The organism is Bradyrhizobium sp. MI1.3, from assembly GCF_055811695.1.
Window position 1 is genome coordinate 13096 of sequence record NZ_JBVVPQ010000071.1, and the last position, 21786, is coordinate 34881.

The following is a 21786-nucleotide window of genomic DNA, read 5'->3' on the forward strand; positions in this document are numbered from 1 at the left end:
CGGGCCCGCGATGGAAGCTTTCGGTCTCTTGCTTCACGGCTTCGCGGTCTTGCTGACGTGGAAGACGCTCGTGCTGATGATGGTCGGGCTGGTGCTCGGCATCTTCGTCGGGGTCTTGCCCGGACTCGGCGGACCGAACGGCGTCGCGATCCTGTTGCCGCTCACCTTTACGATGGATCCGACCTCGGCGATCGTGATGCTGTCCTGCATCTATTGGGGCGCGCTGTTCGGCGGCGCGATCACCTCGATCCTGTTCAATATCCCCGGCGAAGCCTGGTCGGTCGCGACTACCTTCGACGGCTATCCGATGGCGCAGCAGGGTAGGGCGGCGGAGGCGCTGACGGCGGCGTTCACGTCCTCCTTCATCGGCTCGCTGGTCGCGGTGCTGCTGATCACCTTCCTTGCGCCGATGATCTCGTCCTTTGCGTTGAAGTTCGGCCCGCCCGAGTTCTTCGCAGTGTATCTGCTGACCTTCTGCTCCTTCGTCGGGCTGGGGCGCGAGGCCAAGCACAAGACCGTCATCTCGATGTCGCTGGGGCTGTTGCTCGCCGGCATCGGCATGGACACGGTGTCAGGCAATCTGCGAATGACCTTCGGCTCGTCCGAGCTGCTCCGCGGCATCAACTTCCTCGTCGCCGTCATCGGCCTGTTCGGCATCAGCGAGATCCTGCTGACGATGGAGGAGCGCCTCGCGTTGCGCGGACACGCGGCGAGCATTTCGCTGCGCGTCGTGCTGAGCGTGTGGAAGGACCTGCCGAAATACTGGGTGACGCTGCTGCGCTCCTCCTTCATCGGCTGCTGGCTCGGCATTACCCCGGGCGGCGCGATCGCGGCCTCCTTCATGGGCTACAACCTGGCAAAGCGTTTCTCCAAGGACCCCGAGAGCTTCGGCAAGGGCCGGATCGAGGGCGTGTTCGCGCCAGAGACGGCGGCGCATGCCTCCGGCACCGCGGCGCTGCTGCCGATGCTGGCGCTCGGCATTCCCGGCTCCGGCACCGCCGCGATCCTGCTCGGCGGCTTGATGGTGTGGGGGCTCAATCCGGGACCGCTGCTATTCGTCGAGCACAAGGACTTCGTCTGGGGCCTGATCGCCTCGATGTATCTCGGCAATGTCGTCGGCCTTGTGCTGGTGCTGACGACGGTGCCGATCTTCGCCTCGATCCTGCGCGTGCCGTTTGCCGCGGTGGCGCCGATGATCGTGGTGTCCTGCGCGATCGGCGCCTATGCGATCCAGAACGCGATGTTCGATATCTGGCTGATGCTCGGCTTCGGCGTCGTCGGCTACGTCTTCAAGAAGATCGGCATTCCGCTGGCGCCGTTCACGCTGGCGCTCGTGCTCGGGAACCGCGCCGAGGATGCCTTCCGTCTGTCGATGATCGGCGCGGGCGGCGACCTCAAGGTGTTCTGGTCGAACGGCCTGGTGGGCTCGATCACGACCTTGGCGATCGTGCTGCTGTTTTGGCCTGTGATCGATCGTCTCCTCGGACATCTAAAATCGAGGAGGCGCTAGAAAACCGCATGAAAGTTCCGAAGAAGTTCACTTCGCTGGTCTTCTACTCGCTTATTGCTTTGCTACTAACGCGGTTGCCGCGATGAGTGCGGCGAAGCGGCCTGGGACACGATACCAGTCTGCCAGTTTAGCCTACGTTTAGTGTGTATCCAGATATGGAAGCGTTGAAGCGTCATTAGCGGTTCGCGCTTGTAGAGGCTATGCACGAATTGAAGCGGGTCGGGCAGCATGCCGGCGGCCGCCCCCAGCGCGATCACCCAAATCGGCGCGCTTGGGCAAATAGAAGGATCGCCAGGGCGAATCCAGTCGATGCATCGGTCGCAATCGTGAGCAGGTCCATCCACAATCGACGATCCGCCTTCAACAGTCGGTTATCGGCATTCTTGCGAACTGAGATTGCTTGAAGGGGATAGTCCCAATGTGGAATTGCATCGATCACAAAATGGCTCGCAAATCCTGCGACAGTGACCACGATTGGATGGGAGGGCAACATATAAGCGATGGCGCCGCCAACAATCGCGTGTGTACTTAGAATCATACCGGACCGTACCGCTCGAGCATCCGCCCCACAAAAGCACGGCCTCACCCCGAAGCACAAGGCCGCAACTGTCCCCACGGTGGCGCCTAGCGAGCACGGACCGCAACTGTCCCTAACTAAGCGTATCCCCTCTGTTCATTATCGGCTAGGAGCCAGTCACTAACGTAGGCTGACGAACGTCTTCCGCTAATGACACCGAATTGCGCCGGGTACCGGACTGTGCGCGAGCGCGTTCACTACGCGACCTGAGACGAAATGTGCTTTCGCGTGCTTTTTCATCTCGCTTTCTTCGCGCTCACTTTGAATCTACACGACCCTCGCGGCCCTGAGAGCTACAATTTCTTCTTGATCAAAACCGAATTCGGCGAGAACCTCGTCGGTCTGCTCGCCGAACTCCGGCGGCCGGGCCACCATCCTGCTCGGCGTGCGCGACAGTGTCACGGGCTGGCCGACCAGGCGGATGTCGCGATCCTCGTCATTCGGCACCTCCTGCGCGATGCCGAGATGCTTGACCTGCTCGTCTTCGAACATCTGGTCGATGGCGTAAATCGGCCCGCAGGGCACGCCGGCCTCGTTGAGTTCACGGACCCAGGTCTCGGTGGACTTCGTAAAGGTACGTTTCTCGATCTCGGCATTGAGCGCGTCGCGGTTCTTGGAGCGGGCTGGCGCGGTCAGATAGTCGGGATGGCTGTAGAGTTCCGGCGCGCCGATCGCCTGCGCGCAGCGCTCCCAGATCCGGCCGCCCGTGGTGGCGATGTTGATGTAGCCGTCCGAGGTCTTGAACACGCCGGTCGGAATGCTGGTCGGGTGGTTGTTGCCGGCCTGCTTGGCCACTTCCTTCTCCATCAGCCAGCGTGCGGCCTGGAAGTCGAGCATGAATATCTGGGCCTGCAGCAGCGAAGTCTGGACCCACTGGCCCTTGCCCGAGACTTCGCGCTCCAGCATCGCAGTGAGGATGCCCATGGCGCAGAACAGACCGGCGGTGAGGTCGGCAACCGGAATGCCGACCCGCATCGGGCCTTCGCCCGGCGCGCCGGTGATCGACATCAGCCCGCCCATGCCTTGCGCGATCTGATCGAAGCCCGGCCGCTTGTGGTAGGGCCCGTCCTGGCCGAAGCCGGAGATGCTGCCATAGACGATGCGCGGATTGATCTTGGCGAGGCTCTCATAGTCGATGCCGAGCTTTTTCTTCACGTCGGGGCGGAAATTCTCCACCACGACGTCGGCCTTGGTTGCGAGGCGCTTGAACACGGCAAGCCCGCGCTCGTCCTTCAGGTTCAACGTCATCGCCCGCTTGTTGCGGTGCAAATTCTGGAAGTCGGCCCCCCGCCGCGGACCGCCCGGCTGCTCGCCGCCGGCATCCTCGGTGAGCGCGTCGACCTTGATCACGTTGGCGCCCCAGTCCGCAAGCTGCCGTACGCAGGTGGGTCCGGACCGGACACGGGTCAGATCGAGGACGGTGAAACGCGACAGGGCTTCGGAGGCATGCGGAAAGGGCATCTTGAAAGGACTCCGGGACAGCCGGGACGGCATACTCACTCTGATCGGCCAATTTGAGCGGAAACTCAATGGGTGGAGCCGGAACCTGCGGCCACTTGGAGCCTTGCCGCGGACCTTAGGAGTCCTGCCCAAGGATGTCGAATTCTTGACGGTAGTGGACCGTTGTGGGACCAGAGCTTGCGCCAACGGCTTTGTCGGTTGGGCGTAACCAAAATTTTACCCTTGGGGCGAACTGTTGACATCGGAGTCCGTGGCGCCGGTACTCAGTTCGGCGAATCGCCTCATGGCTTGCGTTGCGGAACCTCACTGAACCTCTGTTCGAGACGACACCATGACAACATCGCCGCAAAACGATCTGCTCTCCGATGATCCATTCTACGCCGTCGTCGGTAACAGCATTCAGGGAAGTTACATTCCGGCCAATCCGGGCGGGTCGACCGATGGCTCGACATCCGGCTCAGTCATGTCGGTCACCTCCGGCGGGATCACGATCAACCTGGTCCTCGATGCGGCGGCAGAAGCCGCGCCGAGCAGTTTCAAGAATGGTCTGCAGCAAGCGGTTGCGATCCTGGCCGCTAACATCACCGACAAGATCACCGTCAACATCAACATCGATTATAGCGGTACGGGCGGCGGCGCCGCGGCCGGCCCCGACAGCGGCTACTACGAGACGTACGCGTGGACCCGCTCGGAGTTAGTCAACAACGCTAGCGCCGGCGACACTACGTTCAACGGCCTGCCGACCGGCTCAACGATCCAGGGACAATCCAACGTCGCGGTCTGGAACGCGCAGCTCAAGCTTTGGGGCGTCATTGGCGCTAACGACACCACCACCGACGACGCCAGCGCGAATTTCTCCACCGACATCAATTCCAACCTGCTGGTGGGAGTTGCTCTGCACGAGCTCACTCACGCGATGGGTCGCGTGCCCTATGGATCGGCACCCGACGTGTTCGATCTATTCCGATTCACAAGCCAGGGCGCCCGCTTGTTCCAGGGCGGAGCAACTGCACCCGCATCCTATTTCTCGTTAGATGGAGGGACCACCAAGCTGGCCGACTATGGTCGTAACTCCGACCCAAGCGACTTCCTCAACGGCGGCGTGCAGGGCGCCAACGATCCATTCAACGAATATTACACCAGCACTACCGTCCAAGGCCTGACGGCTATCGACCTGAAGCAACTCGATGCACTCGGATTTCACCTCGCCGTCAACTCGCCGACTGTGATCGAATCGTTCGGTGTTACGAGCCTTGTGCAGGCCGGCAGCAACTACTTCATGGATCCAGCATCGGGCGGTGGCGGTCCGTCGCTGAAATATGGCGGCACTTCGGTCGTAGTGGGACAGTTTAGCGCCTGGATGCCGATCGGCGCGGAGCAGATCTCCGGCGGAGCTGAGGTGGCCTGGAAGAATACCAGCACGGGCCAGTATGTTATCTGGGACACCGACGCTAACGGCAACCAGACCTCCAGCGCTGGACCTTACGCAGCGGCCGACACTGCGCTGGAGCAGGCCGAGGTCAACTTCCATCAAGACCTGAACGGCGACGGGACCATCGGTGCTCCGTCGTCTCAAGCGAGCACAACGATCATTGAAGCGCTTGGGGCGACAACTCTGGTGCAAGTCGGAAGCAACTACTATCTCAATGCTGTTGCAGGCGGTTCGGGACCATCGTTGAAGTATTCAGGCTCGATGGTTGTCGCGGGTCAATTCGGCACGTGGACGCCGATCGGCGCGGAGCATATATCGGGCGGATATGAGGTTGCATTCAAAAACACGAGCACGGGCCAGTATGTTATCTGGGACGCTGACGCCAACGGCAATCAGACCTCCAGTGCTGGACCTTACGCAGCGACCGACACCGCCCTAGGGCAGGCAGAAGCGAGCTTCCATCAAGACCTGAATGGCGACGGGACAATCGGTGCTCCGTCGTCTCAAGCGAGCACAACGATCATTGAATCGCTTGGGGCCACAACCCTGGTGCAAGTCGGAAGCAACTACTATCTCAATGCCGTTGCAGGCGGTTCGGGACCATCGTTAAAGTATTCAGGCTCGCTGGTTGTTGCCGGACAATTCGGCACGTGGACGCCAATCGGCGGCGAACATATATCTGCCGGATATGAGGTGGCATTCAGGAACACCGGCACGGGCCAATATGTCATCTGGAATACCGATTCCAACGGCAACCAGATGTCCAGTACAGGGCCTTACGCAGCGACTAGCACCGGGCTTGAGCAGGCGGAGACCAGCTTCCATCAGGATTTGAATGGGGATGGAATCATTGGAGCCGCCTCAGCTAATTCTTCGGCGGGCGAACCGAGCGGGAACGCATTCCTTTTCCGACCGGCCCCTAGTTTCTCTCCTGAGAGCAAAAATAATCCGAACCCAAAAGACCTGCACGCAATGTTATACTCCGATCTCGCCCAATATGAATGGACGGATCACAGTCTGCCAGTCGCGGAGCATCCTCACTTAGCCGATCCACTCCACGGATTCCTCTTGTAAATGGGAGTCACTCACAATTCATCTGCTTTGGAGAGGCGTCGATCACCTTAGGGAGAATGCGTGCGATCGCGTTGGACAAGATACCTCTGCCAGTGGCATCCAAATGAGCATCGTCTATGAAATAGAGGTCTGGGACGAAGCTCGAGCAGTCGATCTCGGCCACGTTGCTTTCTCGAATCGCATTTTTGTAACTTGAACTGCCGCTCGAATTGAGCTCGCGCAGCGAGCTTTGGCTCGGCATCGTGACCACTATGACCGTGTCCGCTTCCGATTGAAACAACGCCAGCGCTCGTCTGAAGCTGGTTTCCGGGGCTTTCGTCCGGTAGGTGTAGGTTCGATGGCGCGTCTGTGTCATCTCCGCAACGGCTGCCGGGTTGGTGTGAGAACCATCATAGTGTGCACCGGCGCCTGGTCGAAATTCATCACCGAAGTATTCGTAAGAACTGAGCGGAAGGGGCTTGGTTCGCAATTCGTTCTGGATTTCAAAGATCCAGACCCGCAGCAACTTGTTCAGCCGGTCAGCATGCACCTTCAACGGCAAGATGATCGCTTGCAGGATTTGGTTGATGTCCCGCCCGACCGCCGCACGATCGCTGAGCGAAAGAACATCGGCGATTGTAAGTTGAGCGAGGTATCCGGTCGATGCCAGGAGCGGTGGACTTTGATCCATCATGAGGAAAGGATGCACGCCAACGAGGATGCACTTAGCACGCACGCCGTAGCGATGCAAAATCTGAGCCTGAATCTCTGCGACTTCGATATTTCCTCCGGTGGTGGAGGCGTTCAGGAATGAAAGTCCTGGGAGCGATTTCGTGAGGGCTTCAGGATCGAAACCTTCTCGCGCGGTCGAGGCGCCAACGATGATGCAGCTATTTGGGTTGCTTATGGACGGAGCGATGTGTTCGGCAAACCATGGCCCTGGCTCGAATGCGACGCTCCTCTCGTAGAGCCGCAGAGCGCTGATTTCATTCAGGCTCAGCGAAACGACCGTCATGAGCAGAACGGCGCCGCCCACGATGGTGGCAGCTTTCAGGGCTCGCCTGCTGCCGGACATCAAAATCCCCCATATACGAACTTCTGAGACGCCTGGGTTGCCATGACCGAAACCGCAGCAATCTTGAGCAGTATGAGAAACAGCCTGGCGTAAGCTCGCGCGCGAAAATTCATCTGCCTTGTCCCATCAATTCAGGCATGGCCACACGCAAAGTGCCGACGATGACCACGAAAACGTAAATCGGTCCGAGCAGGCGCAGCAGCAAAGTCACTGCTGGGTTCTTTGACAGTTCGATGTAAATCGGGTGGTCGCGCGCCACCTTCTCGAGGGCTACAACCAAGCCTACGAACAAGCCCCATGCCGCAAAAGTCACCGTGAAGCGATGCCAAAGTCCGACGAATACGAAGCAGGTCACGAGCGCGAACATATTCGTTACGTAAGCCCAGCGCCGACCAAATCGGCGGAGCATCGATACCTGAAGCGGAATGAACAAATCGCGTCGGACGAAATCCCCAAGGGAGATATGCCAGCGTGTCCAGAACTCTGTAACGGACCCGGACATAAAAGGGGCCTTGAAGTTGACGGGGGTTGGTATCCCAAGCAGCCGGCCCGTCCCTAGTGCCACCAACGAGTACCCAAAGAAGTCGAGAAACACATAGACAAAGATGATTGCCGCGTCCGCGAAATTCTGAGTCGGCCAAGACGGTTGCAGCCCGATGAAATAGAGCCTCCAGATTTCGGCGATCACAAACTTGAGAAACAGGCCCGTCGTGATCGTGTCGGCATTCGCGACAAAACTGTCCCAGGTCGGAGGTTGAAGGTCCTCCTCGTCCATTTTGATGTGGTCTGCGTACACATTCACTGGCCCAGCCGGCATCATGAAGAACGGGAGAAGATAGCCGCTCAACGCGCCCGGATTGAGCAGCCTTGATCCTGCCGCAACGGCGCGCACGGCGTCCAGGCTGCGCAAAAAGATGTAGGAGAATGCGACGATCTCAAAGAATCGTGCCACGCCTTGTGTGATTCGTGCCGGCCCCGGCTCCGTCGTCGCGCCGGTGTTGATCCAGTCAGGCGCCAGCTTGTGGTAGACGAATGCGAGCGTGACGCTGGTGTAGATCCCAATCTCTAGCGCTCGCCTTATAGGCGTCTGTCCGAAAGACCGCAGCACAAAAAGGGCCGCCCAGAGCGCCGAGGTGAAGGCGATCACAAGCAGCGTTGTCTTCGCCCCGAGGATCAGACCCAGAGCGGCCAGATTGAGAATGCCGAACGATGTGGTCCGACTGAGCCGCGGCGGTTGCCACTGCAGCCCGCAATACAGCAGGCAAACGGCCGCATAAAACCACGGGCTCAGATACGTTCCCATAAGCCCGTATGACTATGATCTGTGTTTCAATTTGCTGGCGATCAAAGTCTTAAATTCGCCGACGTTCTTCAAGGAGACAATTTCGTCCGTCGTGAAGCGCAGGCGGAAATCCTCCTCGATCTGCATGACGAGGTTGATGTGATTGAAGGAGTCCCACCCAGCAACGTCGGGGGCGGTCAACTCGTCTCGCAGGACCAGCGAAGCATTGTTGAAGAGCGTCCGAAAGATATCGGTGAGCTTTGCTTCGTCGGCCGGCTCGAGCCTGCTAGTCATAAGCGATCTCCAGGTGATGATCCGCGTCAGCCGCGCTGGCGGGACTGTGCTGATAGATCTTGTGTCCTGCCAGATCGGCGACCATTGTGAAACCTACCTTGTCAAATAGATCTGATACCAATTTGTTCTTGTCGGTTGCGATGTATTCCCCCTTGAGAGGTTTACCGGACGAAACCTTCCGAATCCATTCGAGCATGCCCTTCTCGACACCGCGATTCAGGACTCGGCAGCTCATCAGCCAGGTTTCGATGTTTACCGATTCTTCTTCCATCTGGAGAATGACCAGCCCGATAATGCCCTGCGGACCGAATTTGTCCGAGTAGGAGAAAACCCCCGCTACTGCTCCACCCGCTAGCAATCCTGCAAGTTCCATATCGCCGTGGCGACGTGTGGTGACATTGAACTGGTTCGTCTTCTGCAAGAGCTGGAGGACGCGGGTTCTGTTGTCCGTGGTGATCTCGCTTACTGAAAGGCGCATTTCCAGCGACTTTAGGAACGCCGCCGGGTCACTAGCGACCTGCATCTGCCGGTTCTGACTGGCTGCGGCCGTTGCCAACTTAGCCCGCCGAAGATCTTCGCGCGTCAAAGTAAGTGCATTGAAGTAGCGAGCTGAGGTGAGGCGTGTGAGGGTAAGGTCGGGCGTTGGGCCCGCCAACAGGATGTCGATGAACGGGTGATGGGTGATCACTTCAGCAAGGTCTACTGGATTATCATCCACGTAGAGCATAAGGTCTGTTCCAAAACTGAGATCGCTCTGGATCTGGCTTACAGAGTCGCTCTTGTTGCCCCACGACAGCGCCAACGTCGAGAAATGGCGTCGACGCAATGCCAGGTCGCCGTTCTCCTCGAGCACTCGTGCGATGGCCGGATCGTTTCTGCTGACCGCAGCGAGGATCACACCCATTTCATTTAGTGCGACGAGATATGACTGCAGAAGATAGTATCCGAGCGCATCAGGCGAGTCCTGACCGCAGAGAATGTGATGAACCCCCACCTCGCCGACTTCGCCGCCCCAGAGAGTATTGTCCCAGTCGGTGAGGAGCGCCCGATGTGCCTTGCCGAACAAACTGGCGATGCCGGAAGCCGCCTCCCTGGCAACTTGCATCAGTCCCCGCTCCTCACTGAACGCGCGCGTTCTGAGATATCCAAGGCGCGGGGAAGTGGCTGCTCCGCTTGCAAAGTGGGCCGCAAGAGCTGTGTCGAGAGCGTGAATGCGAGCTGTGGTTTGCCTCGAAAGAAAGTTGTTGATGCTGGTCACTGCGGCGCTGTGACCGAGATTTTCGCCGGCAGAGATCGCCGATCCCGGTACGGGCCAGGACCCGAATGCAAAATTTCCGACGATGATGTGGCCGGTCCGCCTTTGCAAGAGGCCGTTGATGATGAGCTCGATCGATCGTTCGGTCTCCGCAACGCGATCGATCGTCGTAGTGCCCAGACCGAGGCTCTTGACCAGCCAATAGTCTGAAAGAAGTACCACCGTCACGTCGCAATCAGAAGTGGTATCGGACGCCAGCGCGAGATGCTCTACCGAGTCGAACGGAGCGATCGAGATCTTGGGGCACAATCCATAGGCCGCGCAGAAGAGCTCAAGATACGGAGCCAAGCCATCGATGGTGACATCCGACAGGAGATCGATTGATATTTCGCGGGACGCGGGTTTGAGCGGCGGTCGCTTGCGTGACGACCAGGCGTTGACCACCTTGCGATAGAAAAATGGGGTCGCCGCCGAATGGAACGCGGCAACCCGCACCATTGCCTGAAAGGTCGCTTCGGAGGATGACGCGTCAGCCAGCACCGAGGCGGCTGCCGTCTCGTCGTTTCGCCTTAATGCATCGATAAGTCCGACGATCTGATCAGCGGAGACCCGGGTCATGTTACCACGAAAGCAGCATTGATCGGTACGGGCTCGGAGCCCTTCGGGTCGTAAGCGCGGTCTTCCTGGTTGTCGAGAATTGAGAACCCGGCAGCTTGAAGTTGTTCCTGTACCTCCGAGCCGGAGTTGTAAAGATAGATGTGGTCTTCGTTCGGGGCGGTCACAGCCGCCGAGATCAAGGCCCTTCCGCCGGTTCTCAGCATTTTTCGGAGCGCCTTCAGGAAGGTGAGGGGATCTTCGAGGTGCTCCAGAACCTCGATGCAAACGAGATAGGGCCACTGGCGAGGCGGCGTGTCCTGTATCACGTCCCGGATTTCCGAGCGCCAGCGATCTGCGACACCGAACGCGGTGAGTTGATTCCTGCTGTACTCCAGCGAGAAGGGACTCATGTCGAAGGCCCAGCCGTGTGCTTCGGGAATTGCAGTCAGCAACTGGCGCGAGTAAAAGCCGGTTCCCGGTCCGATGTCGCAGAATTCCGGCGTTGCCGACCGGGCCATGTGGGGCAGAAAGGATTTGCGGTAGAACTGCTGTTGCCGATAGTGATGCGGCCATAGATAGTGACTGAGCAGGATACCGGGGAGATACAAGCCGAACATGTACTCCCTGTTTTGATAAACGGCGTTGGCGGCTTCAGCGTAAGACTTGTTTTCGTACTGTCGTGTTTGCTCGAACTTCTTTTGCAGTCGCATCCCATCGAGCGCGAAATTGACATATCCGCGGACGGCATCGATCAATTGCCCCTCACTCGTTGCAACGAATCGTCCAATAGTCGCTCCGAACTCTCGCACCCACTCGTCGCCGAACCACTCCCGCTGGCGCTTGAACGAAGCCATCATGAAGGGGGCGACACCCGCCATCGCCTGTTCGAAGCGAAGCACTTCGGCATCTGCGTCGACGAGTTGGAGCTTGTTCATTCGGCTCGTTTCCATATTAGAGTTTGTAGAGGCAAACGGCAGCCCCTCGGCTGACCTCTTCGTCTGAGGCATTCTTCGCGGAAAGCTCGAGGACCGCGGTACGCGTTGCAGCCGCCAACCGGCCGACGCTCACGTCATATCTTATCGTTTCGCCTATGAATACTGGCCGCGGCATTTCCAGCGACAGCTTCATAATGACGCTTTTTGGACCGGGCAGATCGCAGCCCAAAATCCGAGAGAACATGGCGCCAACGAGCAGTCCGTGAGCGATTCTTCCGTCATATCCCATCGCGCGTGCATACGCGTCGTCGGTGTGGACCGGCGCACCATCTCCGGTAAGATCGACAAAGGCCGAGATTTCGTCCCGGCCAATCGTCGCGGACCGCGAAGCAATCATTCCGATAGACAACTGCTCGAAATCAAAGGGCATCACAACACCTTAGTCTCCCGATGGGGTTCTACTTTAGAGTTTTCCGCGACGGAAGGCACATTTAGAGATTCATCCTCAGCGGCCGATTGGAGGTATGAATTCGGATCCGATCCCTCACACACATGTCGACCTCGCCCGAAACCATATCGACATCCATCTGCGAGGCTGCTAGCCCGCTCTCGGGTGGGAGGTAGCCTTTGAATTACGAAGCCGATGCGAGCGGAAACCTGGGGGCGGCCGACTCCCGGCGTCATAGCCGGCTTCGGCGTCTCGTTCAAGGCTGGTCGGCGAGTGTCGTCCAGCTCGCTCTGAGCGTGTCGCAACAGGTTCTCCTTGTCCCTGTCTTCCTGCATTTCTGGAGCGGAGAGGTGCTCGCGGCTTGGCTGGCCATCGTTGCCGCGGGAAACCTCATGCTAGTCGCGGATGCCGGCCTGCAGCTCCATGCGATCAATCGTTTCCTGACCTTCAAGTCGAGCGTCGATCCCGATGGACGCACGGCAAGCTTCTACGTGCGCATGCGACGGATCTATTTTACCCTTACCGGCGCGCTCATGATGGTGTTGTTGGCGGTCGCGTGGCTTGCACCGCCGGCGGCCATGCTGGGATTCCAGCGTGTTGCGCAGTTCGATGCCGCCTTGCTCGTTATGACGATCGGGGTGGTAGCGCTCCTGCCGTCCACCCTGGTGTCGGGGTTGTACCGGGTGCGCGGCGCATATGGTCGCGTCGTGTGGTTTCAAAATGGAGCCTTGCTCGCCGCACAGCTTGCGCAACTCGTCGCCATCCTGACGTTTGGTACGCTGATCGCCGTCTGTGTGGCGTTCGTCTCGATGCAGGTGGCCGCGGCAGTCTTTCTCGTCGCGATCGATGCGCCGCGCCTGTTTCCATTCCTGCGCCGCAAGCAGGTGCGGGTGTCCTCGCGCCTGTTTTGGCGCTGGGCGGGTGGTCAATTCCGGCTCGCATTTCCGTTCGCGGTGGCCAATGTGACCGAGCTCGCGCTGCTCAATGCACCGGTGCTTCTGGTCAGCGCGTTCCTGGTCGACCGGATAGCGGTCGCGCAGTGGGGCTTGACAAGGGTGGTTGTTGGTCTCCTGAGAGGATTGTGCACCCAGGTCAGCCTGCCGCTCGCCGCGGAACTTGGGCACGACTACGCCATCGGCGATAAGGAGCGTTTGCGCCGGCTCTTCGCGCGGGGCTCGTTGCTCGTCACGGCGCTTTGCAGCCTGATCGTATCAGGCCTCCTGCCGTTTTGGCCGGATTTCTTTGCCTTGTGGACACATGGCAGCGTGCCCTACGATGCCGCTCTTACCGCGACCTTGTTGCTTGGCTCCGTGATCACCGCGCCGTCGCTGCTCGCGCTCTCATTCGCCAATTACAGTAATCGCCGGGACCTTCTCGTTCGCTCGAAAGGCCTGCAGCTTGTCGCGTTCCTGGTTCTGTCCGTCACGCTGATTCCCCCCCTCGGCGCACTGGGGGCGGCCATCGCGATCGTCTTGAGCGATCTCTTGATTCAGATGGGGGTGCTCGGCATCATCGTCATGCGACAGACCCTGCTGAACACGTTTCGCCACCTGCTGTTCATCGGCGCGGGGGCCGCGGCGGTCCTCCTCCTGGGGTACGGTCTCGGCGCGGTCATCCGGGCATGGCTGCCGCTTGCGGGCTTCCCGCGCCTTGTCACGGAATGCCTCCTGTGGTTGCTCGCGGTGGGGCTGCTGGCCGGCATTATCTCGACACGCCGCGCCCGCAAGGCGCTCATGACGTCAATTCCCGACTAGCGGTCTGTCGGCGCGGGCAGGCCAACGTTCGCCAGAGAGTCCGGCCTGCCGGAGCCGGTCGCGTTGACGTTTTCTAGAAAAAATCAGTCATTTCAGCAACTTGACATTCGGGGCGGCGGCTGCATTGCTAGGCCTCCACCGCTGGGCTAGGAAAGGTGCGGTGACGTCATGGCACTTCTGCGTGCCGCGTCTCCCTGCGGTTGACTGACCAGGCATGGCGAAGCGCGTCCACCGCACTTGCTTTGACCAAAGCTACCTGCCGCGGGGCATTGATGTGTCAGTCACTGCAGCGATAGGCGCCGCGTCCAATGGGGGGTGTTTTGTCTCAGCGGGTCTGTTACCGCGCGCTCATCGCCCTCGACCTCCCGCGTCTTTTGCCGCTGGTCGCCGATGCATCCGAGGTCGCGGGGACGCGGTTGGATCGCGGTATGATCAATGTCCCCCAACCCCCGCAGGACCATCACGGGGACCGCCTGCACGGTAGGCTGAGTTGCTTTTTGGTCTTGACGGCGTAGTGCGAGATAGAGAATGAGGATATTTCAGAGTTCAGGTTACTATCCGTCATATGCGCGGCGCCTCCGGCTGCTTGCTGCAAATGCTTCGACCTTCAAGGAGCAAGTTCAAGTATTTCTCGATGATCGATACGGGGCCTCTCACCTCCTGCTGCCGATCAGTTGCGGTCAGGACGATGCATTCTTCACGAATTGGGACGACCCATCCTTACAGCTCGCGTGGGCCCGAGAAGCGGGCCTTCCGAAGAGGCTGTCCCTGGACGATATCTTACTCGCGCAAATCGAAGCGCATCGCACCGAGATATTCTACAATCTGGATCCCGTTCGTCTCGCCAACGGATTTCTTCGGCGGCTGCCGGGGTGTGTCAAAAAAAGCATCGCTTGGCGCAGCGCGCCGTCTGGGCAGGTTGATTTCTCGACATATGATCTTGTCGTGGGAAATTTTCCCGGCATTCTCAACGAGATGAGTCGTCGCGGTTACCGCACTGCTTATTTCGCGCCCAGCCACGATCCGGTTATGGATCGCTTTGCTGAAAATAAAAATCGTCCAGTTGATGTGGTTTTCGTCGGCGGATATTCGCGCCATCACAGGCGTCGAGCCGAAGTACTGAATGTAGTTGCGGGCTTGGCTGACCAATTGCATGTTGTGTTCCATCTGGATCCCTCGCGGCTGTCTCGTGTCGCCGATTCCCCCCTGGGAATCTTGCCGCCGCTGAACAGGAGCCGCCGTCCGGCGAAAGTGCGCTCGATTTCGCAAGGACCCGTCTTTGGCCTGGAGCTCTATCAAGTCTTATCCAAGGCCAAGATCGTTCTGAACGGGGCCATCGACATGGTAGGAGAAGAGCGCGGGAACATGCGTTGCTTCGAGGGCATGGGATGCGGGGCCCTTCTGCTCTCTGATGCAGGAAAATACCCGGCCGGAATGATGCCCGGACGTACACTCGTCACCTACACGAGCGGGGTTGACGCGGTCGCTCAAATACGTCGCCTGTTGGCAGACGACGGGCATCGTGAGGCTATTGCGCGCGAAGGTCACAAAATGATATCCACGACCTATTCGAAGGAAGACCAATGGCAGGCGTTTCAGAAGCTGCTTTGACGGTCCGGACCAGGATATCGAGCGACACCATGGCGGACAAGTTCATTCCCATTTCACAGCCCTCCATTGGGGTCCGAGAAAAGGAGCTCGTGCTTGCCGCGGTAGAATCCGGTTGGGTATCTTCCATCGGAAGATTCATCGACGAGTTTGAAAATTGCTTCGCACGGTATTGCGGAACCGAATTTGCAATTGCGGTGAGCAATGGGACAACCGGTCTTCATCTTGCGCTAGCCGCATTCGGAATTGGATCCGGCGATGAGGTCATCGTTCCGGATTTGACATTCGTCGCTACCGCCAATGCGGTCGCTTACACGGGCGCGAAGCCCGTTCTTGCCGACGTCGATCCGGAGACGCTTTGCATTGATCCCGGTTCTGTCGAGGCTATGATCACGCCGCGAACGAAAGCCGTGATGCCGGTTCATCTTTACGGTCATCCCGCTGACATGGATGCGATCGCTTCGATCGCAAGGCCGCGCGGCATTATTGTTATTGAGGATGCGGCTGAGGCGCACGGCGCCGAATACAAGGGGCGGCGCGTTGGAGGGCTCGCTGATTGCGGAGTCTTCAGTTTCTATGGAAACAAGATCGTGACCACTGGCGAAGGTGGCATGCTGACGACGAACGATCCCGCATTCTATCGTCGAGCGAAGCGACTTCGTGATCACGCCATGAGCTCAGACCGCCGCTATTTCCACGATGAGCGAGGGTTCAACTATCGTATGACTAATCTCCAAGCGGCCCTTGGGGTCGCGCAGATGGAGCGAATTGATCAGTTTCTGGCTCGCCGTGCTGAGATCATGGGGTGGTATCGATCCGTCATTCGCACCAGCGATGTCGTCCGGCTAAACCGCGTACGGAATTGGGCTCGAAGCGCATTTTGGATGGTTTGCCTGGAGGTTGATCGCTTCGACGACGATAGTCGCGCCGCCTTCATCCAATCCCTGAAGGAGCGCGGCATTGATTCTCGGCCGTATTTCTATCCTCTGTCGACGATGCCAATGTACTCTCAGGAGTCGTTGCCGATCGCCGCACGTAAGTCTGGGGTCGGACTCAACCTGCCCTCGTTCTTCGATCTGGACAAGTCGGACGTGGAACGAATTGGCCAAGTGGTGAATGAGTTGCTCGCGGATGCGTCTCTTCAATGAAGGATGCGCCGGCCCCATTCGCAAATCGAATCATGAGGAAGGCAAGATCGCTGTTCATGCGATCAGAACTTCAGGACTACCTGTGTTCGATGTCGCCGGACAATCCGTTGCGCGGCATGCCTACGAAGATTGTGGGCGATGCGTCAGCTGATCCCACCGAATTTTTCGACCACTATGACGCGTTTGGCTACTGGGTCGCCGCCAGGCTGGCGCGCGAAACACGGAAGCGCCGGATTCTCGATATCGGAAGCCCCAAAGGGCAAAATGCCATCCTTTCTGCCTATCACGAGGTAACGGCTATTGTGCTTGCCGATTGTCATGATCGCTTCAGCGCGGTTCGATACGTCCAGCACGATGTCACGCTATCTCTTCCTTTCCCTGCTGGCGCGTTCGACTGCTTTACGTCCACCGTTGCACTGCCGCTGATCGGGCTTGGAAGGTACGGTGACCGACTGGACGGCAATAGTCTTCCGAACCTCGTGTTCGAGCTTGGGCGGATCATGTCCGATGACGCAATTCTTCTCATCAGTATGACTGTGGGGCCGAACCTGCTTGCCTTCAACAATGGATGGTATCTTGATTTAGCTACCATCCGCAGCCTTTTTACCGGCTGGCGGATTGTGGAGGCTGTTGCGGATAGCTGGTCCTCGCCGAAAGGGTCTCCCAGAGGGGATGCATCCCATCGCTTTGTCCAGTTGGAGCGATTACCAGTTATAGCCAAAGGCGACTATCGCGTGGTCTTCTGTGCGTTGGTTCGTGAAACCCAAGCCGCCGACAGCTCTCAATGAAAGCTCTCGCCTACAAGATTCTGAATGCGTGGCAACACCGGAAAGTGCGAGCCTTCGGCTCACGTGTTTTCATGTCGCGTTCGGTGCGAATGCTACGTGGATTTTCCGTGCGATTTCTCGCAAGTTCCGAAGCGAGAACATATCTACGCGTCGGCGAGAACTGTTTGCTGAACGGGCCTATCATTTTTGAGGCGAGTACAGGAGAGGTCGAAATCGGCGATCGCTGCTACATCGGTGCCAATACCACGATTCTCAGTCGGAATCGGGTCACCTTAGGAGACGACGTGACGATCGCATGGGACGTCACCATCTATGATCACGATTCTCATTCAATGAGCTGGCGTGATCGGGCCGTCGCCGTAAAACTATTTTATGAGCGATACGGGTACTCAGACTGCTTCGATCGGCTTGACTGGACCAACGTTGGATCGGCGCCTATCGTTATCGAGGATCGTGTCTGGGTCGGTTTCGGCGTTACAATTCTCAAGGGCGTGACAATTGGGGAGGGGGCGATCGTTGCCTCGCGAAGTGTTGTCACGCGGAACGTCGAGCCTTATACGATCGTTGCCGGCAACCCGGCGCAAAAGGTTCGGAAGCTTGAGCCACTTTATACTTAACCATCGGATGAGCGTAGCGGTATTTTGATGCCCGAACCGGACAGAAAATTTCACCACACCTGGGAACAGGCGATCGCAATCCTCCGGTCTGACCCGCTTCATCGGAAACTAGTCTACGACGCCTACTTGACAGCCGATCTGACGGGGAACTGTCGCCGCTTCGCGGAAAGCCGCGAATTCGCCGAAGTAGCTAGCCTGATTGAAGCGTATCGTCCTGGAAGCCACGATATATTGGACGTACCCGCAGGCAACGGCATCGCAACTTTTGCCTTTGCGAAACTGGGGTTTAATGTTGTCGCTGTTGAACCCGATCCTTCTCCGACTGTCGGTCGCGAGGCAATCGCGACGGCCCTCCACTCCGAGGACCTGGAGGCGCGCATCGTGGATGCTTTTGGCGAAAAGCTGCCCTTTGAGGACGACAGTTTCGACGTGGTGTACGTCCGACAAGGTCTCCACCACGCTCAGGACCTCAAGGTTATGCTGTCGGAATATGCGCGCGTGCTTCGTCCGGGCGGTCTCCTTTTAGCTTGCCGCGAACATGTCGTTGACAACTACGGATCCAGCCTTCAGGCATTTCTGGATTCTCAGGTTGACCACCAGTTGTACGGAGGAGAAAATGCATTCACCTTATCCGACTACCGAGAAGCTCTCTATGGTGCCTCTTTTACGATTGTAGCTCAGCTCGGCCCATACGATTCTGTGATAAATCTGCATCCGAACACGGAAGAAAGTCTCCTGGATAAGGTTTCGACCTCTCGTCCGGGCAAGGTTCTTGGGCTCATCTTGCCGAGGTCAATAGTAAACCGGATTGGGATATGGTATCTGCGGCGCTCAAATCGACCAGGCCGACTCTATTCCTTTGTCGCTGTGGCAGCATAGAAGCGCCAGATATGCTTCAACGGTTTCTTCCCCTTGCCGTAAAGATCCGCAATACGCATCCCAAAATATTCTATTTCGTGGCTCGTATTGCGAAGCGCTTCTTTGGTCAAACGCTGGGAGTTTTCCCGCGCATATTGGGCAATGAGGTTGAGGCCGTCACGCAGATACTGCGTGGCTCCGAATGGAATATGGCCTACGGTCGAGGTCTCGCGCATGAGCGGCTTGAAGCCGAATTTTCAGAGTTTGTAGGTTCGAAGTATGCCATCGCAGTAGGCAGCGGGGGCATGGCCTTGCAAATGTCTTTGCGAGCGCTGGGCTTGAAGCCCGGGGACGAAGCCATCCATCAGGTAGACACGTGTTCTGCGACTGCGATGGCTGTCATGAACGCGGGTGTTACCCCGATATTTGCTGATATTTCCGAGCAGACATTCATGTTGGATTGCTCCGATGTTCAGAGAAGGATCGGAAGCCAAACTAAGGCGCTCATCGCAACCCACATGTGGGGAAATCCAGAAGATGTGTCGAAGCTTCGGCAAATAGCGCAAGATAAAGGCCTCAAGTTCGTGGAAGATACGTGTCTCGCGCTAGGTGCCATGGCAGCGGGAAGGCCGGCTGGCTGTTGGGGCGACGTGGGAGTCTATTCGTTCGGATGCCTTAAGCCGATTCAAACCGGTGAAGGAGGAATGATCGTCACCAATGATGAGGCTCTTGCAAAAGAGCTAAGATCCCTGAGACACTGGGGTGATCGAACAATCGAATTTGGCGTGCGGGACGTCACGCAGCTCGCTTGGAACGGTCGGATGTCAGAGATCCTTGCCGGAATTGCCCGAGAACAGTTGCGAGGGTATCCGGGGCATCTCCAAGAGCTGCGCGCCAGAGTGGGCGAGTTCCGGAGCGCTTACGCTGACTGTCCTGAATTTTCTATGGTGCTTGGTGCAACGGACTCGGTTTCGTGCTCTGCGTTTACGCAAGTGGTTCTGCGACTCGATGAGAATGCATTCAGCCTGAGTAAATCGGAGCTTATGGATTTCCTTAGCCGAAGCGGAGTTTCTCATTGGCACGCTAATTTTGAGCTGATCAATACCTTGTCCTTCTTCCGTAGTGACGCTTGGCGTGACTGGATCTTACGAGGAGACATCGATCGAGTTGCGGCCAACAATTCCGGTTCATTCCCTGCAGCCGAGCGTGTCTACGCCCAATCTGGTCTGGGCCTTTCGAAGTCAAATTTCTTATCGGACGGTAACAGAAGGCATTTAGACTCTGTTATCCAATCTCTGCGCGCGAAGAGTAGATCTTGATCAAGCTTGGTGTGATCCTATTGTCCAGGCCCGAATTCGGCGGGACGTATCAATACAGCATGTCCACGCTGGAGGCGCTTCAGCACACGAACTTATTTCAAGTCACAGTCTACGGAGATCCCTCAAACCGCGATTTGCAACAATGGGGGTACCCCGTTAAACCTTACGTCGAGAGGCGTCTCGGCCAAGCTTCATATCTATTATCCTACCAGCTAAAGCTGCCGCTGAAGGATCCATTCGAAGAAGAGAATATTCTGCTCGCCCCGATCTACTCGTTGGCCACACTGCACACCAAGCGGCCATTTGCGTACACCTTGCATGACCTGCAAGAGTATCATTTTCCGGAGCGCTTTTCCTGGCAGCAGAGGGAATGGCGTCATCAGGTGCACAAGGCACTGTCCAGCCGAGCAAGCGCAATTATATGTGAGGCCACTCACGTAAGAGAAGACATTGTGGCTAGCTTCGGAGTTCCGCAGGAGAACGTGGTAAAGCTAATTGCTCCGCCGTTTGCCCGAATGAGAGTGCCGATGACCGGCGCTGAACTGGAGAGCGTGCGAAGCCGGCACGGTTTACCGGAGAAGTTTATCTTCTATCCAGCACAGTTCTGGCCGCATAAGAACCATGCTCGACTGATTGAGGCTTTTGAATTGGTCGTTTCTCAGATTCCAAATGTGCAGCTGGTTCTGACGGGAAATACGGGATACGAATATCATTCGGTGGAGAGCTTAATCGGCTCCCTTGGCTTGAGTTCCAGCGTCCGGCATTTAGGTTATCTAGAACAGACTGATTTGGACGCAATCTATCGACTTGCGACGGCTCTCGTTATGCCATCATTGTACGAGAGCGTAAGCATTCCAATATTTGAGGCATTTCAGCTCGGTACGCCTGTGGCGGCATCAAACATTCTGTCGCTGCCCGATCAAGTCGGGGACGCTGGGCTTTTATTTGATCCGCATTCAGCTGAATCAATTGCGGACAGTATTGCAACTATCTTGAGTAATTCTGAACTTCGGGAGGTGTTGCGGGCTCGAGGTTATGAGCGGATGCGCGCGCTGACGCCGCAATTGTATTGCGGAAGCCTTGAAAGATTGCTTCAGACAATGATTCACGGGGGTGGAGCTCAACTGCAGCCGCAGTGATGGCACCTCAAGGTTATGGGTATCTATGAGTCCACGTTTCCTAGTAAAGCCCTATACGAACTTGTGCTCGCGCCGCAGCGGACCGGCATCCTGATGGTTGGTGATTGCCGCATACTCAGGGCATCCGGCTCCGCTAAATTTTGCCAATGAGTCGGGCCCGGACTGTTGCTGATCACCGTACAAAAGCGGAGCGATGCTGGTACGAGCTTTTCATCTAAGACTTCCCAGTGAACCGCCCGGGTTTGCCGGAGGCTATTTGGTTTAAGTTATGCCGCCATGGCCCGTTGTTCCAGCATGGCGTAGTAGCGTTGCTCGGCTTCGGCTGGCGGGATGTTGCCGATGGGCTCCAGGAGCCGTCGGTTGTTGAACCAGTCCACCCATTCCAGGGTCGCGAACTCGACGGCCTCGAAGCTGCGCCATGGTCCGCGCCGATGGATCACCTCGGCCTTGTAGAGGCCGTTGATGGTTTCGGCGAGAGCGTTGTCATAGGAATCTCCGACACTACCAACGGAAGGCTCGACGCCAGCTTCAGCCAAGCGCTCGGTGTACTTGATAGAGACGTATTGGGCGGATTCAAACGGTCGTCGCAACACCAGTTACTTTCACTCATAACAGAAGATCGTCAAGCGCCTCCGC

18 protein-coding genes and 1 pseudogene are annotated in these 21786 nt (G+C 57.7%); 10 read left to right on the forward strand and 9 right to left on the reverse strand.

The annotated features are described in order from the left end of the window. Positions 1-10: 10 nt before the first annotated feature. Positions 11-1510 carry a tripartite tricarboxylate transporter permease gene (locus AC0L3A_RS33085; protein WP_473255915.1) on the forward strand — a complete coding sequence of 500 codons (1500 nt, stop codon included), beginning with the start codon at positions 11-13 and terminating at the stop codon, positions 1508-1510. A gap of 253 nt (positions 1511-1763) precedes the next feature. Here the strand turns inward: AC0L3A_RS33085 and AC0L3A_RS33090 are convergent, their stop codons facing one another. Then, entirely contained in the window at positions 1764-2048 is a 285-nt protein-coding gene (locus tag AC0L3A_RS33090; protein WP_473255916.1) for a hypothetical protein, read from the reverse strand. 306 nt (positions 2049-2354) lie between these two features. Then, positions 2355-3548 (reverse strand): CaiB/BaiF CoA transferase family protein, encoded by a 1194-nt coding sequence (locus tag AC0L3A_RS33095; RefSeq protein ID WP_473255917.1) that lies wholly within the window; start codon positions 3546-3548, stop codon positions 2355-2357. Between the two features lie 331 nt (positions 3549-3879). On the opposite strand from AC0L3A_RS33095, the gene AC0L3A_RS33100 reads away from it, so the two are divergent. Then, entirely contained in the window at positions 3880-6054 is a 2175-nt protein-coding gene (locus tag AC0L3A_RS33100) for an NF038122 family metalloprotease (RefSeq protein WP_473255918.1), read from the forward strand. A 7-nt stretch (positions 6055-6061) separates the two neighbouring features. On the opposite strand, the gene AC0L3A_RS33105 is transcribed toward AC0L3A_RS33100, so the two are convergent. From AC0L3A_RS33105 to AC0L3A_RS33130, 6 genes are all read right to left on the reverse strand, one after another. Then, positions 6062-7108, reverse strand: coding sequence for a hypothetical protein (locus AC0L3A_RS33105; protein WP_473255919.1), 1047 nt, complete (start codon positions 7106-7108; stop codon positions 6062-6064). Between the two features lie 109 nt (positions 7109-7217). After that, positions 7218-8411: an MBOAT family O-acyltransferase gene (locus AC0L3A_RS33110; protein WP_473255920.1), complete on the reverse strand. Its 1194-nt coding sequence runs from the start codon at positions 8409-8411 to the stop codon at positions 7218-7220. Between the two features lie 12 nt (positions 8412-8423). Beyond that, complete coding sequence (locus AC0L3A_RS33115; protein WP_473255921.1) at positions 8424-8684, reverse strand: acyl carrier protein; 261 nt, start codon at positions 8682-8684, stop codon at positions 8424-8426. Further along, positions 8677-10557 (reverse strand): HAD-IIIC family phosphatase, encoded by a 1881-nt coding sequence (locus AC0L3A_RS33120; protein ID WP_473255922.1) that lies wholly within the window; start codon positions 10555-10557, stop codon positions 8677-8679. The genes AC0L3A_RS33115 and AC0L3A_RS33120 overlap by 8 nt, the downstream gene beginning before the upstream one ends. Then, entirely contained in the window at positions 10554-11471 is a 918-nt protein-coding gene (locus AC0L3A_RS33125) for a class I SAM-dependent methyltransferase (RefSeq protein WP_473255923.1), read from the reverse strand. Before AC0L3A_RS33125 ends, AC0L3A_RS33120 begins: the two co-directional genes overlap by 4 nt. 16 nt (positions 11472-11487) lie before the next feature. Then, the gene (locus tag AC0L3A_RS33130; RefSeq protein WP_473255924.1) at positions 11488-11901 is read right to left on the reverse strand and encodes a MaoC family dehydratase; all 414 of its coding nucleotides are present in this window, start codon (positions 11899-11901) and stop codon (positions 11488-11490) included. A gap of 197 nt (positions 11902-12098) precedes the next feature. Between AC0L3A_RS33130 and AC0L3A_RS33135 the strand changes: the two genes are divergently transcribed. From AC0L3A_RS33135 to AC0L3A_RS33170, 8 genes are all read left to right on the forward strand, one after another. Then, complete coding sequence (locus AC0L3A_RS33135) at positions 12099-13673, forward strand: MATE family efflux transporter (protein WP_473255925.1); 1575 nt, start codon at positions 12099-12101, stop codon at positions 13671-13673. Positions 13674-14201: 528 nt separating this feature from the next. Next, entirely contained in the window at positions 14202-15284 is a 1083-nt protein-coding gene (locus tag AC0L3A_RS33140) for a glycosyltransferase family protein (RefSeq protein WP_473255926.1), read from the forward strand. A 29-nt stretch (positions 15285-15313) separates the two neighbouring features. Further along, the gene (locus AC0L3A_RS33145; RefSeq protein WP_473255927.1) at positions 15314-16429 is read left to right on the forward strand and encodes a DegT/DnrJ/EryC1/StrS family aminotransferase; all 1116 of its coding nucleotides are present in this window, start codon (positions 15314-15316) and stop codon (positions 16427-16429) included. 56 nt (positions 16430-16485) lie between these two features. Then, a complete protein-coding gene (locus AC0L3A_RS33150) occupies positions 16486-17217 on the forward strand; it encodes a class I SAM-dependent methyltransferase (protein ID WP_473255928.1) in 732 nt (243 codons plus the stop codon). Then, on the forward strand, positions 17214-17834 hold the full coding sequence (locus AC0L3A_RS33155; protein WP_473255929.1) for an acyltransferase: 621 nt from the start codon (positions 17214-17216) through the stop codon (positions 17832-17834). The genes AC0L3A_RS33150 and AC0L3A_RS33155 overlap by 4 nt, the downstream gene beginning before the upstream one ends. 126 nt (positions 17835-17960) lie before the next feature. Continuing rightward, entirely contained in the window at positions 17961-18713 is a 753-nt protein-coding gene (locus AC0L3A_RS33160; RefSeq protein WP_473255930.1) for a class I SAM-dependent methyltransferase, read from the forward strand. Between the two features lie 11 nt (positions 18714-18724). Further along, the gene (locus AC0L3A_RS33165) at positions 18725-20011 is read left to right on the forward strand and encodes a DegT/DnrJ/EryC1/StrS family aminotransferase (protein ID WP_473255931.1); all 1287 of its coding nucleotides are present in this window, start codon (positions 18725-18727) and stop codon (positions 20009-20011) included. Next, the gene (locus tag AC0L3A_RS33170; RefSeq protein ID WP_473255932.1) at positions 20008-21150 is read left to right on the forward strand and encodes a glycosyltransferase family 4 protein; all 1143 of its coding nucleotides are present in this window, start codon (positions 20008-20010) and stop codon (positions 21148-21150) included. Before AC0L3A_RS33165 ends, AC0L3A_RS33170 begins: the two co-directional genes overlap by 4 nt. Positions 21151-21416: 266 nt before the next feature. Here AC0L3A_RS33170 and AC0L3A_RS33175 read toward each other — a convergent pair. Beyond that, positions 21417-21719 (reverse strand): annotated as a pseudogene (locus tag AC0L3A_RS33175) (integrase core domain-containing protein); the annotation flags it as partial. Positions 21720-21786: the final 67 nt, after the last annotated feature.